Annotated in this window: 11 protein-coding genes and 1 pseudogene; 10 read left to right on the forward strand and 2 right to left on the reverse strand. The window is 72.7% G+C overall.

Translation table 11 applies throughout. The features are described 5' to 3' along the window. Window positions 1-210: 210 nt before the first annotated feature. Window positions 211-1,335, reverse strand: a complete 1,125-nt coding sequence (locus tag AW27_RS31415; RefSeq protein ID WP_037921986.1) for an aminoglycoside phosphotransferase family protein — start codon at window positions 1,333-1,335, stop codon at window positions 211-213. A 229-nt stretch (window positions 1,336-1,564) separates the two neighbouring features. Here AW27_RS31415 and AW27_RS31420 point away from each other — a divergent pair, with 229 nt between their 5' ends. Continuing rightward, the gene (locus tag AW27_RS31420) at window positions 1,565-3,064 is read left to right on the forward strand and encodes a DNA-binding protein NsdB (protein ID WP_037921988.1); all 1,500 of its coding nucleotides are present in this window, start codon (window positions 1,565-1,567) and stop codon (window positions 3,062-3,064) included. Between the two features lie 218 nt (window positions 3,065-3,282). Here the strand turns inward: AW27_RS31420 and AW27_RS31425 are convergent, their stop codons facing one another. Continuing rightward, window positions 3,283-4,704: a PP2C family protein-serine/threonine phosphatase gene (locus AW27_RS31425; RefSeq protein ID WP_037921990.1), complete on the reverse strand. Its 1,422-nt coding sequence runs from the start codon at window positions 4,702-4,704 to the stop codon at window positions 3,283-3,285. A 473-nt stretch (window positions 4,705-5,177) separates the two neighbouring features. Between AW27_RS31425 and AW27_RS31430 the strand changes: the two are divergent. From AW27_RS31430 to AW27_RS31470, 9 genes and pseudogenes are all read left to right on the forward strand, one after another. Next, a pseudogene (locus AW27_RS31430) lies at window positions 5,178-5,756 on the forward strand (molybdopterin cofactor-binding domain-containing protein); the annotation flags it as partial. Window positions 5,757-6,188: 432 nt separating this feature from the next. Further along, window positions 6,189-6,644 carry a (2Fe-2S)-binding protein gene (locus AW27_RS31435; protein WP_037921992.1) on the forward strand — a complete coding sequence of 152 codons (456 nt, stop codon included), beginning with the start codon at window positions 6,189-6,191 and terminating at the stop codon, window positions 6,642-6,644. A 170-nt stretch (window positions 6,645-6,814) separates the two neighbouring features. After that, window positions 6,815-8,281 carry a helix-turn-helix domain-containing protein gene (locus tag AW27_RS31440; RefSeq protein WP_037921994.1) on the forward strand — a complete coding sequence of 489 codons (1,467 nt, stop codon included), beginning with the start codon at window positions 6,815-6,817 and terminating at the stop codon, window positions 8,279-8,281. A 51-nt stretch (window positions 8,282-8,332) separates the two neighbouring features. Continuing rightward, window positions 8,333-10,282, forward strand: a complete 1,950-nt coding sequence (locus tag AW27_RS31445; protein WP_037921996.1) for an APC family permease — start codon at window positions 8,333-8,335, stop codon at window positions 10,280-10,282. 179 nt (window positions 10,283-10,461) lie between these two features. Further along, window positions 10,462-11,025 carry a TetR/AcrR family transcriptional regulator gene (locus tag AW27_RS31450; RefSeq protein ID WP_037921998.1) on the forward strand — a complete coding sequence of 188 codons (564 nt, stop codon included), beginning with the start codon at window positions 10,462-10,464 and terminating at the stop codon, window positions 11,023-11,025. A gap of 56 nt (window positions 11,026-11,081) precedes the next feature. After that, window positions 11,082-11,702, forward strand: coding sequence for a DUF6461 domain-containing protein (locus AW27_RS31455; protein WP_037922000.1), 621 nt, complete (start codon window positions 11,082-11,084; stop codon window positions 11,700-11,702). A gap of 116 nt (window positions 11,703-11,818) precedes the next feature. Next, the gene (locus tag AW27_RS31460) at window positions 11,819-12,061 is read left to right on the forward strand and encodes a helix-turn-helix domain-containing protein (protein ID WP_037922002.1); all 243 of its coding nucleotides are present in this window, start codon (window positions 11,819-11,821) and stop codon (window positions 12,059-12,061) included. A gap of 160 nt (window positions 12,062-12,221) precedes the next feature. After that, window positions 12,222-12,635: a hypothetical protein gene (locus tag AW27_RS31465; protein WP_037922004.1), complete on the forward strand. Its 414-nt coding sequence runs from the start codon at window positions 12,222-12,224 to the stop codon at window positions 12,633-12,635. Beyond that, on the forward strand, window positions 12,632-13,423 hold the full coding sequence (locus tag AW27_RS31470) for a transcriptional regulator (RefSeq protein WP_172671332.1): 792 nt from the start codon (window positions 12,632-12,634) through the stop codon (window positions 13,421-13,423). Before AW27_RS31465 ends, AW27_RS31470 begins: the two co-directional genes overlap by 4 nt. The last annotated feature ends 64 nt before the right edge of the window (window positions 13,424-13,487 follow it).

Raw genomic sequence — 13,487 nt, forward strand, 5'->3', positions numbered from 1 at the left:
AGGAGTGGATCACTCCAGCATGTCTGATGCTAAGTCAGAAAAGGTGTTCGGGGGATCATGTGATGTCAAGCCATCCGGCATCCCCCATCCGGGCCCGAGGCCGGTCGCCCGGCCCGCGCCGACGGGGCCTCGCGCCGCGCCCCGGCCGTGAACGAGCGAAGTCCCGTGGCGGTGGGAGCCACGGGACTTCGCGTTCAGGGGGAGAGCCGGTCAGCGGGTGCCCACCGCCGCGCGGACCGCTCTGCGGGCCATGCCCGCGTCGTCGTGCAGGCGGCGGAGCAGCAGTCGCTGCTCCTCCCCGGAGGACAGGGCGCCGGCCGCCAGCGGCTGGGCCGGGGCGGTCGCCAGCATCGAGCGCTGCACCGCCGTCTCGGACATCCGGATCTCCCGGGTCAGTACCAGCATCAGGTTGATCAGGAAGGCGTCCCGGGCCACCGGGCCGGCCGACTGCGCCAGCCGGCTGATCTGGGCGCGGGCGGCGGGCGCGTCACCGAGCACCGCCCACAGGGTGGCGAGGTCGTAGCCGGGCAGGTACCAGCCCGCGTGCTCCCAGTCGAGCAGCACCGGACCGGCGGGGGACAGCAGCAGGTTCGACAGCAGCGCGTCGCCGTGGTTGAACTGGAGAGCCGCCCCGGCCAGCTTGACCCCGCGCAGCAGCTTCTGCAGGTCGCCGAGGTCCCGGTCGGTGAGCAGACCCAGCTCGTAGTCGCGGGCGATGCGCCGCGCGTAGTTCATCGGGGTTCCGAACAACTCGGCCGGCGGCCGCCACTGGTTGACCCGGCACACCGCGCCCAGCGCGGCCCGGAGGTCGACCCGCGGCGGCGGCTCCACCGGGTGCCGCTGCAGCGCCGCGACCCGGCCCGCCATCCGCTCCACCACCAGGGTGCAGTTCTCCGGGTCGGCGGCGATCAGCCGCGGCACCCGAACCGGTGGGCGGTGCCGGACGAACGCCCGGTACGCCGCTATTTCGTGCCGGTAGCGTTCACGCCACTCCGGGGAGTGGTCCAGTAAAACCTTCGCGACGGCGGTCATCCGTCCGGTCGTGCCCACCAGAAGGACCGAACGGCCGCTGCGCCGCAGCACCTGCACCGGCGCGAACTCCGGACAGATCCGGTGCACCGAGGCGAGCGCGGTGCGCAGTTGCGCCCCCTGCGGCCCGGAGAGGTCGATTCTTCCGCTGACGGGCTGCGATCCCGTACCCGGCATCCGCCGCGCCCGGACAGTGCCCTGCGCCGGGGCCGACGGGCGGCCGGGGGCGAGGTAGGGGCCGCCGCCGACGGGGAGCGTGCGGTGCGACCGGACCGGTGCGGACACGGAGGACGGTGCTGCGTACATGGTGATACGGATCCCTTCGTGCGCCGACGAGTTGCGTACGCCACCCCGCCGATCCCGTACTTCACCCTGGGGAGTTCCGCCGGTGACCGGGGCGGGGAGGCGCATTCCTACCTGACACCCGGCGCAAGGTGGCGAACCATCGGGCGTGCCCTGGCGAAGCCTGGCGAATAGTCGCTGGGCATCTGACGGGGGGCTACTGTCAACTCAGCCGAGAACCTGGGGGCTTGACGTGAGCAAAGGTCCAAACACCCGCTTGAACGACCTGTTCGGCCTGGCCGGCTGGTCGAAGGGCGAACTGGCGAGGATGGTGAACCGGCAGGCGGCGGCCATGGGCCACCCACAGCTGGCCACCGACACCTCCCGGGTGCGGCGCTGGATCGATATGGGGGAGAGCCCCCGCGAGCCGGTGCCCACGGTACTGGCAGCCCTGTTCACCGAGCGGCTCGGTCGTGTCGTGACCATCGAGGACCTCGGGTTCGTACGGCAGCGGCGCACCTCCAGACGGCAGCCGGACGGGGTTCGCGAGAACCCCGACGGCATGCCGTGGGCGCCCGAACGCACAGCCGCGGTCCTCACCGAATTCACGGGAATGGACCTCATGCTCAACCGTCGCGGTCTGATGGGCGCGGGTGCGGTGCTCACCGCCGGCTCCGCCCTCACCAACGCCATGTACGACTGGCTGCACACCGCCCCCGCCCCGTCGATGCGGGCCCCCGGGCGCTTCGGCGACTCCTTCCAGGCCGACCCAGCGGGATACGACCGCTACGAGGCCGCCCCGATCGGGTCCCAGGAGATCGAGGCGCTGGAGCGCTCCGTCGAGGTGTTCCGGGCCTGGGACGCCTCCAGGGGCGGCGGGCTGCAGCGCAAGGCCGTGGTCGGCCAGCTCAACGAGGTGGGCGGGATGCTCGCCTACCACCACCCCGACCACCTCCAGCGGCGGCTGTGGGGGGTGGCGGCCAACCTGGCGGTCCTCGCCGGCTGGATGTCGCACGACGTGGGACTGGAGCCCACGGCGCAGAAGTACTTCGTCATCGCCGCACACGCGGCCCGTGAGGGCGGCGACCGCCCGCGCGCGGGGGAGGCGCTCTCCCGCGCCGCCCGCCAGATGGTCCACCTCGGCAAGCCGCACGAGGCCCTGGACCTGATGAAGCTCGCCAAGTCCGGGTCCGGCGAGCAGACTCTCCCACGCACCCGTGCCATGCTGCACACCATCGAGGCCTGGGCGCAGGCCGCCATGGGCAAGGGCCAGGCGATGCGCCGGACCCTGGGCGAGGCCGAGGAGCTCTTCGTCTCCGACAAGGGCGATGTGCCGCCGCCGAGCTGGATGCAGCACTTCGACGAAGCGGACCTGCACGGCATGCAGGCGCTGGCCTACCGGACCCTCGCCGACCATGACGCCACGGCGGCTCCGGTCGCCGCGCGCCATGCCAAGGAGGCCCTGCGGCTACGGGGTGAGGGCTACCAGCGCTCGCAGATCTTCGACTACATCTCCATGGCTTCCGCCTGCTTCATCGCCGACGAGCCGGAACAGGCGGACCGCTACGCGCGCCTCGCCCTGGTCTCGATGAACGAGACCTCCTCGCACCGGACGTGGGACCGGTTGCGCGAGATGTACCGGCTCACCGCGCAGTACGCCGGTTACGCGCGCATCGAGGACCTGCGTCAGGAGATCAAGCTGGCGCTCCCCGACGCCCCGGCGCCGAGTGGCCGGCCGGCCACGGGCGTGTAGGCCCCGGCCGCCCCGCCCACGGGTTCCGCATGCCCGCCACGCCCCCCGCGGCCGGTACCAGGACGAGACCGGCAGGTCGGGACCGGGTACGCCGACGACAGCAACAGGTACGCCGCAAGGCGCTGTGCCCACAGGTACGCAGACGCGAAGGGCCGCGCCCTCCGGCGCGGCCCCGAAGTCCCCACGATCGGCTCCGCGGCCGGCCGTGACCGGACCGGCTATCCGGCGACGCGGGCGACCAGCACGCAGGCGTCGTCCTCCCGCTCGTTCTCGGTGAACTCCTCGATCACGAGCCGCATGCAGTCCTGCGCCGACCGCGCCGCACAGAGCCGCGGCGCGAGGGCCAGCAGCCGCTCGGTCCCGTCCGCCCGGCTGAACTCGATGCTGCGCGGCGTCAGGCCGTCGGTGTGCAGGACCAGCAGGTCGCCCACCTCCAGCCGCTCCTCGGCCTGTCCGTACGAGGCCCCGGAGGTCGCGCCCAGCAGCACGCCCTCCGGCGGGGTCAGGGCGCGGCCCGAACCACGGCGGAACAGCAGGGGGGCGGGGTGGCCTGCCTGGGCCCAGGACAGTACCCGGCGCGCGGGATCGTAGCGGCAGCAGACGGCCGAGCCGAGCGCGGGCTGGACGGAGGTCTCCAGGAGCTGGTTGAGCCATCCCATCAGCGGGCCCGGCGCGATTCCGGCCATGGCCATACCGCGCAGGGCGCCCAGCATCATCGCCATTCCGGAGGTGGCCGTCACACCGTGCCCGGTGAGGTCGCCGACCGTCAGCATCGATCCACCGTCGGGGAGTTCGAGTGCGTCGTACCAGTCCCCGCCGATCAGCGCGCTGGTCGCGGAGGGCAGGTAGTGCGCGGCCACGTCCAGCGTGCCGGTGTCGCTGTGCGGGAACCGCAGGGAGCCGCGCCACGGGGGGAGCACGGCTTCCTGCAGCTCGACCGCCAGCCGGTGCTCGGTCTGCGCGATCTCCCGCTGGCGCTGCAGCGAGTCACGGGACTCGCGCACCGCCCGCTGGCTCCGGCGCAGTTCACTCACGTCCCGCAGTACGGCCCACATGGAGGCCGCACAGCCGTCGGAGTCGAGTACCGGCTCGCCCCTCATGTGTAACGTCCGGACCCGGCCGTCGGCCCGGACGATGCGGAACTCGCCGTCGATGGGCCTGCCGTCCACGAGGCAGGCGGTGACCCACGCGGTGAGCAGCGGCTGGTCTTCCGAGAACAGGGTGGAGCCCAGTTCGTCGAGGGGGAGCGCGCCCGACTCGGGGGACCGGCCGAAGATCTGGAACAGCTCGTCGGACCAGTGGACCTCGTCCGTCAGCAGGTTCCACTCGGCGCTGCCGACGCGGGTCTGGGCCTCAGGTGCCACGTCCGGCGCCGCCCGCGGGAACGCCACCGCCTCGGGGACCGGGGGCAGGCCCTCCTTGAGCTGACCGAGGTGCTCGCGGAGGTCATCGAGGTGGTGCACGGCGAGGTCGCACAGCGCGCGCTGCCAGCGGCCCTGGGCGTCGTCGTCGTCCACGACGGTTTCGCGGCGGACCGCGTCCACGTCTCCCCGCAGACGCCGGGTCTGAGAGATCAGTGCGTCCACCGACCCCGGCTCCGGCGGCTGCGCGGGACGGTCCGCGAAGAGGTGGGACGGCATGAGAACTCCGATACAGGCGCGGCACGGCCAAGTCTGAAGGAAGGACCGGTAACGACTGTTGCACAGGCGGCGACACTGTGTAAGGCGTTTGGCAACATCCGCTACGTTCTTGCTTCTGACATATGCCCGAGTCCTGTCGGGCCCTTCGCGACGTGCGAACGAATCCGGTCAGAGGGGGCTCGGCGGCTCGGTGCGCAAGTCGGCCGGTGGGGCGGGTGGTGCGTCCGCGGCAGGTGGCTGGAATTCGGCCACCCATCCCCTGTGGCTCGATCAAACGCCCGATGTGTGCGAGGTGTTCACGCGGACGTGTGCCCGCGGCAGTCGGTTCAGTGCGCGCCTCGCGATACCCCCGAACGGATGACACTTTCCGAGTGGGGCGACGGTCTCGAGGCTTCCCATCGGCCCGCCCGATCGCTACTCTACGTGCCGGTAATAAACCGGAGGCGGTCCGTACGGTCGTCAGCCACGCCCCGATGGAGACCAACTGCGCCGTCGCGGACGTGCGCGACGACCGCGCCGAGATCTGGTCCGGCCTCACGTCACCCGTCGTCGCCCGCCAGACCATCGCCGCCGACCTCGGACTGCCCTTGGACAAGGTGACGGTGCACGTCGTCCAGGCCGGCGGCTCCTTCGGTCGACGGCTCTTCTTCGACGCCGCCCTGGAGGCCGCCCGGATCTCCAGGGCCTGCCGCCTCCCGGTCAGGCTGATGTGGACCCGGGTGGACGACACCCGCCATGGGCGGATGCGCCCCGCCACCCACCACAAGATCCGCGCCACGCACCTGCTGGGTGAGGTCCTCAGCTTCGAACACCGTGTTGCCGCCGCCGAGACCGACTTCCGGCACGGGCTAGGTGAGATCATCACCGCGACGGCGGCGCACCTGCCGCCCGGCATCGGCAACGCCACCCTCGCCCAGACCCTGTTCCTGACCACCGTGAAGTCCCCGTACCACTTCGGCCTCACCACCCAGGCGCTCACCGAGGTGCAGACCGGGATCCCCACCGCCTCGTGGCGCTCGGTGTACTCCGCCAACACGCGCGGGGCCGAGGAGATCATGGTCGACGAACTGGCCGCCGCCACCGGCAGGGACCCGTACCGCTTCCGGCGCACCTTCCTGAAGACCGACGCCCAGCGCGCCGTACTGGACAAGGTGGCGGCGGAGGGCCACTGGGGGCGGGCGAGCTCGGCGTGCCCGCCGCAGTCGGCGCGATCGCCAACGCATGGGCCCGGGCCACCGGTTCGAAGCCGCGCAGCTTTCCCCTCGACTTCGACGTCGACTTCACCCCCTACCCCCGCTAGTGCTGTGACCGGAAGAGTTCACCGCCTCACGGCCCCCGGCACGGCGCCTCGCTGCGTCGTCGGAGCGCGCGAGTACGCCGGGTACGAGCCGCGGCCCTCTCCGCCGTGCGATGCACCGCACCGGACGCCGCGAGCCGGCACACCCTTCCGGCCACCGCACTGGCCGCAGAGCCAGGAGTACGCCATGCCGTCGCACACCTTCACCGTCAATGGGCGGAGCGTCACCGTGGAGGCGCCCGACGACCTGCCCTTGCTGTGGGTGCTCCGCGACCTACTGGGTGTACGCGGCCCCAAATACGGCTGCGGGGTGGACGTCTGCAAGGCGTGCACCAGCCACCTCGACGGGGTGGACGTCCGCCCCTGCGTGGTGTCCGTGTCCGCGTGCGCGGGCCGGGCGGTGACGACGATCGAGGGCCTCGCGAACGGGGAGGACCTCCATCCGGTGCAGGAGGCCTGGCTCGAACAGGACGTCGCCCAGTGCGGCTTCTGTCAGCCCGGTCAGATCATGGCCGCCGTCGCGCTGCTCAGGCGCACCTGCGAGCCCACGGACGAGGACATCGACGAGATCGCCACCATCTGCCGGTGCGGCACCTGCTTCAGCATCCGGGAGGCCATCCGCAGCGCGGCAGCCAGGATGTGAGCGGCGGATCCCGGCGCCTCCCCCGTGGTGTTTCCTGTGGACCCCGGGACCCGTCCGCTCGTGGACCAACTTATGCGGGAGAGCGCCCGTACGCAGGCTTCGACCTGCCCAGTGAGCGGGCGAGACCGGTATCACAGCGCACAGTGTGCGACGGGTGGTTGAATGCGCCGGTGTCACGGTCCGACGACGTACTGAAAGTCCACCGGCTCGCCCACGGCGGAGGGTCGGCCGCGCTGCTGGAATGGCTCGCCACCCGCCTCGGCGGATGGACCGGGGTGGTGCACTCCGATCCCGCCGCCGAGCACGGCGCCTTCGCCTCGGAAGCAGCCCGGCGGGGGCAGCGGCCGCCCGAGGCCGCCGTCCGCGGCGCCGCCGAGATGAGCGCCCGCGGCGTACGGTCGGCCGTCCTGCACGGCGCCGGATCCGCCACCCTGCTGTTCGCGCTGGACGCCGGGCGCGTGCTGGCCGCCGTACTGCCCGCGTCGCACCCGCCCGACGCGCCCGCGCTGCTGGCGGACGCGGCGGTGCCGCTGGCCCTCGTGCTGCGCGCCGAGGACGCGGAGCGGCGGGAGGAGCGCGCCGCCGTCGCCGAGGCGCGCGCCCGCGAAGCCGTGCTCCATCTGCTGATGAACGGCAGGCTCTCCACCGCCCACCAGATCGCCGAGGCGCTGCGGCCGCCGCTGCCCGACCCGATGCGGATGTACATCGCCGAGTGCCGGACCGGCCGGCGCGCCGAAGTGGCGAGGCTGTGCCAGGAGTTGACCGGAGGCCGGGCCTGGATCGTGCGCTGCCCGGTCTACGTGAGCCACCTCATCATCCTGGTGCCCGCCGACGCGGAGGCGGTGTCCGTCGACCACGACCCCCTCGCCGGGGCGCTGGCGGCGGTGGCCCCGGACTGCGCCATCGGGGTCAGCGGGGAAGTCGCCTTGAGCCAGGCACCGACCGCCTACTCCCAGGCCTTCCACGCCCTGGCGGTCGCCCGCGGCCGCGGTGAACGGCACGCCCGCTTCGGCCCGGGCCCGGAGCTGGCGCTCGCGGCCCACGAGGCCGGGGCCGACTGGGCCGCAGCTCTGCTGGCGCCGCTGCACGCGTACGAGCCCCGGCGTCCGCAGGACCCCGGCGGGCAGGAACTGCGCGCCACCGCCCATGCCTGGCTCGACTTCGGCTCGCACGCCACCCGGCTGCTGAAGGTCCACCGCAACACCCTGTCTGCCAGGATCCGACTGGTGGAGACGCTGCTCGGACTGGACCTCGCGCGCCTGGGCGACCAGGCGGCGCTCTCACTGGCGCTGCGGCTGACGCCGGGAGCCGGGCCGGGCGGCTGCGCTCCGGCCCCGGTGGCCGCCTCCGGGCTCGACGCGGTCCTGCGCGATCCGCGGCTGACCGACTGGGCCCGTGCCCACCTGGGCAGGCTGACCGGACCGGAGGCCCCCGCCGGGGCCCGCGCGACCGTCCGCACCTGGCTGGCGCACGACGCCCGGCTCGTTCCGGCCGCGGCCGCGCTCGGGGTCTCCGTACCCGGCGCCCGCAAGCGGCTGGCACGCATCGAGGCCGTACTGGAGCGTTCGCTGCTGCAGTCCCCGAGCGTCCGGTACGACCTGTGGCTGGCCCACCGGGCCGAGGAGCTCGCCGAGTGACACAGCCCTGCAAAGGGATGTCCACCGGGGTAAATGGACGATCATGCCCGAATGAGGCGAATCCATGCGAAGCGTGTGCTGGTCGGTGAACCCCTCGACACCGCACGGCTCGGCGAGACCCTGCTTCCCAAACGGCTCGCCCTGCCGATCTTCTGCAGCGACCCCCTCTCCTCGGTGGCCTACGCCACCGAGGAGATCCTGCTGATCCTGGCCCTCGGCGGGGTCGCCCTGCTCCACCTCACCTGGTACGCGGCCGCCGCCATCGTCTTCCTGCTCGTCGTCGTCATCGCCTCCTACCGCCAGACCTGCCACGCCTACCCGGGCGGAGGCGGCGCGTACGTCGTCAGCTCCGAGAACCTCGGGCAGACCGCCGCGCTCACCGCGGCCAGCGCCCTCCTCGTCGACTACGTGATGACCGTCGCGGTCTCCGTCGTCTCCGGGGTCTCGGCCATCACCTCGGCGATCCCCGCCCTGACCGAGCACGACGTGGTCCTGTCGGTCGCCTTCGTGGCGCTGCTCACCCTGATGAACCTGCGCGGCGTCCGGGAGTCGGGCCGCGTCTTCGCCGTTCCCACCTACGGCTTCGTGCTCGTCATCTACCTCATGTTCGCCGTCGCCGCCGTACGGCTCGGCACCGGTCAGACCATCCGCGCCGAATCCGCGGACCTGCCGATCGTCGCGGAGGGCACCTACACCGGGCTCGCCCTCGCGCTCCTGGCGATGCGCGCCTTCGCCTCCGGCTGCACCGCGCTCACGGGCGTCGAGGCGATCAGCAACGGCGTCCCCGCCTTCCGCAAGCCCAAGGCGAGGAACGCGGCGACCACCCTTGCCGCGATGGGCTTCCTCTCGGTGACGATGTTCGCCGGCATCACCGCCCTCGCGATGGCCTACGAGGTGCACGTCGCGGCCGACCCCACCGAACTGGGCCTGCCCCCCGGGACCGCGACCTCCACCGCCCTCGCCCAGATCGGCCGGGCCACCTTCGGCAGCTGGCACTTCCTCTTCTACCTGCTCCAGGCCGTCACCGCCGGGGTGCTGATCCTCGCCGCGAACACCGCCTTCAACGGCTTCCCCACGCTCGCCTCGATCCTCGCCGGGGACCGCTACGCGCCCCGCCAGCTCTACAACCGCGGCGACCGGCTCGTCTACTCCAACGGCGTCGTGCTCCTCGCCCTCGCCGCCGTCGCCCTCATCGTGGCCTTCGACGCGGAGCTGACCCGCCTCATCCAGCTCTACATCATCGGCGTGTTCGTCTCCTTCACCCTCTCCCAGTCGGGCATGGTCCGGCACTGGCGCAAGGCGCTCGCCTCGCCCGCCACCCCGCGCGAGGAGCGGGTCCACATCCACCGCAGGCTGGCCATCAACGCGGTCGGCGCCACCCTGACCGCCCTGGTCCTCGTCATCGTCCTCGTCACCAAGTTCACCCACGGGGCCTGGCTGGTCGTCATCGCCATGCCCCTGCTCTTCCTCGGCATGAAGGGAGTGCGCCGCCACTATGACCAGGTCGCCCGGCAGGTGGACGTCGCACCCGGTGGCACGCCGCGTCGGCCCGCCCGCCACCATGTGCTCGTCCTGGTCGCCGCCGTGCACGCGCCCACCCTCAAGGCCATCGGCTACGCGCAGGGGCTGCGCCCCGACACCCTGACCGCGGTGACCGTCGCCGCCGAGGAGGCGGAGGCGGCACGGCTGCGCGAGGCGTGGGAGGAGTACGATCCCGGGCTGCCGCTGAAGATCCTCCACTCGCCCTATCGCGAGGTGGTGGGCCCGATCCTGGCGCACGTCGAGGAACTGGCCGCCGACCCGGCCACGGACATCCTGTCCGTGGTGATCCCGGAGTACGTCGTGGGTCACTGGTGGGAGCAGCCCCTGCACAACCAGAACGCCCTGCGGCTCAAGGCGCGCCTGCTGTTCACGCCGGGCGTCGCCGTCATCGACGTGCCGTTCCTGCTGGAGTCGGCGAGGCAACGGAAGGCGGCGGGGGCCGCCGGGCGGGAAGGGTAGCGGGCGCAGGCCCCCGGGGGAGGCCGGAGAGGCCGGGGAGGCGGGGGAGGCGGGGGAGCCCGGAGGCAAGGCGTCCGCTACCGTGGGCAAAGCACTGCACATGCAGTGATCCCGAGTGCCGGGAATCCGGCCGGAAGCCCGCTGGGGAGCCGGCGCCCACCGACCCAGGGAACCGCCCCATGCGCCAGAACCCGCAGCGCCGCACCGCGCTGCTCGACGCCGCCATCGAGGTACTGGCGCGCGAGGGCTCGCGCGGCCTGACGCTGCGCGCGGTGGACGCGGAGGCCGCGGTGCCCACCGGCACCGCCTCCAACTACTTCGCCAACCGGGCCCAGCTGCTGGTGCAGATCCTCCACCGCACCCGGGAACGACTGGTGCCGGACCATGCGGACCTGACCGGCCCGCTCGACACGACGGTGCTGCTCGGGCGGCTCCTGGAGCGCATGCGGCGCGAGCGCAGCGTCCACATCGCGATGCTGGAGCTGCGGCTCGAAGGCCTGCGGCGCCCGGAGCTCCAGGCCGAGCTGGCCGCCTTCCACGGCGCGGAGCTGGAGGCGAACATCGACTGGCACCTGGGGGCCGGCCTGCCCGGCGACCGGCAGGGCGTGGTCCTGCTCTACCTGGCGATGCTGGGGCTGATCGTGGACGACCTGACCGTTCCGGCCATGCTGGAGGCCCACCCGGTGGAGGGCCTCATCGAGACGATGGTCGAGCGGCTCCTCCCACAGCGGCCCGCGGACTGACTATCGTGCCGGTGGGGGAAGCATCAGCGTCGCGGCAGGACCGTGGGGAGCGCAGGATGACCGACATCGCCGAGAGCAGGACCTACGGGATCCAGTGGCTGGCGGACTGGGGTGAATGGTTCGCCGGCCTCACCTTCGCCCGGGGTATCGAGCCCGGCGAGCTGGCCGTGCGGCTCGGCGCGGTGGCGGGCGTCCGCCCCGGGCCGCTCGACGCGCCGGCCGCCTGGAACATGGTCGGCGAGACCGAGGACGGCGACGGCGTGGCGCGGGTCGGCAGCTGGGGCGGCTGGTCCTTCGCCGTCGAGCACGGACTGCCGGCCGGGGCGGATCGCCTCGCAGAGGTCTCCCGGGCCGGCGCCGAGGCCGTTCACCTCGACCCGCAGCCCGACCGTCCGCCGAAGCAGTTCGCGTACGCCCGGGACGGCGAGCTGGTGTGCTGCTTTGGGCTCGGCGAGGAGTGCTGGCGCGGCGGCCACCGGCCGGACTTCCTGCTCCCGGAGCTGGTCGGGGCGGGCATCCTGGGCCCCGACGGCGCCGACGCCGGAGCGGGTGATGAGCCGGACGGGGACCGCGAGCGGCGCTTCCTCGCCGTCCTGGAGCGCCGCTTCGGGCTGGCCCTGCCGCACCGCCTGATCGCGGACACCCCGCTCCCCGCGTACGTCACCCGCACCCGCTGACCGGCACCCGGGTCCGGTGATCTTATGCTCGGGTTTACGCGAGTCCGCTGGTTTTGCGGCCTGCGAAGGACTTTGATGGTTCCGCCAGGCGTCGTAACGGAGCAGGGGGACCATTCATGGGGACCGACCGCATCCACAAAGACAGCACACCCACCCTGATCGGTTCCGTGCAGCGGGCCCTGCGGCTCGTGGAGGCGATGCACGCGGAGGGCGGGGCGACCGCCAAACGGCTCGCGCGGGTCACCGGGATCCCCCTGCCGACCGTTTACCACCTTCTCCGCACCCTCAGCCACGAGGGCTACGTCGAGCGGGAGGGCGGCGCGTTCCGCCTCGCTGACGATCTTCCGCTGGCTTCGTGATCAATTTCCGACGCGTTCCGGCCAAGCTCTTACACGCTGAATGGCATGTTCCAGCGGAAAATGCCAGAACGCCCTTTCGCCCTGCCGAACTTGAGTAAGTTCCCTCCTGTCGCGCCGCACAACCGTGCACACCGCACGTCCGGCCGGGAGGGGAGCCCGCGTGCCCGGGATCGACGAATGCCTGCTCGAAGCCATGGCCCTGCCTGGTGCGCGGGGGGCCGCGCTGGTCGACTGGAGCAGCGGGCTGGCTCTCGGCACCATCGGGGAATCACCCGTGGGGGACCACGAGACCACCGCCGCCGAGACCGCCGAGCTGGCCCGTGCGGCCGCGGAGTACGAGTCCTTCGCCCGCGCCGAGGAGGGTCCGGCCCTCGGTGACGTGGTGGGCCCGCCCGGCCCGCCCGTCGAGGACCTGATCGTCACCACCCGCAGTGGCTACCACGTCCTGCGCTTCGTCGAGACGAGCTTCGACAGCAGCGTCTTCCTGCACGTCTGGCTCGACCGGGCCGAGGGCAACCTCGCCCTCGCCCGCCTCAAACTCAGGGCCCTGGCCGAAGGGCTGGTGCTCCGGTGACCACCCCGGCAACGGCCCCGAACGCCCTGGCGGCCGTGTCCCCCCTCCTCACCCGGCTCGCCGCGGAGCGGGCCACCGGTGCCCTGCTCCGCGACCGCGGCACCCTCTTCCTGGAGGACGGCCGAATAGTCCACGCGGAGAGCCCCGCCACCCCCGGTCTCGACGTCCTCCTCACCACCGGTGGCGGCCTCGCCCCCGAACGGTGGCGCGAGGCGGTGGACCGGGCCGGGGCCCGCCGCCAGGTCGCCCGCTTCCTCGTGGACAGCGGCGGGCTGGCCGGCGGGGAGCTCGAAATATGCCATCTCGCCGCCATCTTCGACGCCGCCTTCTTCGCCCTGTCCCCGGGGAGCGGCCCCTCTCGGTTCCGCCGAGGAGCCACCCACTGGATCGGCTCCGTCCGCTCCGTTCCGGCTGCCGCCGTCGAACGGGAGACCCGGCGCCGCCGTGAACTGCTCGACGCGGTCTGGCCGTACCCGCTGCTCGACACCGCCCCGGTGGTGCCGCGGGCGGCCGCGCCGGGTCAGACCGTCACCGCGCGGCAGCGGACCCTGCTGGAGCGGGCGGACGGTGTGCGCACCCCGGCCGACCTGGCCTGGGTACTGGGGCGGCCCGCCTTCCACACCCTGCTCGACGTACGCCGCCTCGCGGCCGCCGGACTGGTCGAAACGCCGCACAGCCCGGCCCCCCCGCCGGTCGACGTACCCCTGCCCGACTGGATGACCCAGGCCCAATCCCCGGACGTGGCGCTGCTCCGCCGGTTACGCGACGCACTGGAGGCAAGCCTGTGAGGCTCCCGCTGCGACCGGCCCTGCGCGCCGACCGCTCCGAGCGTAGGCAGCCCGAAAGGAGAAA

The organism is Streptomyces sp. PCS3-D2, from assembly GCF_000612545.2.
GTDB lineage: Bacteria > Actinomycetota > Actinomycetes > Streptomycetales > Streptomycetaceae > Streptomyces.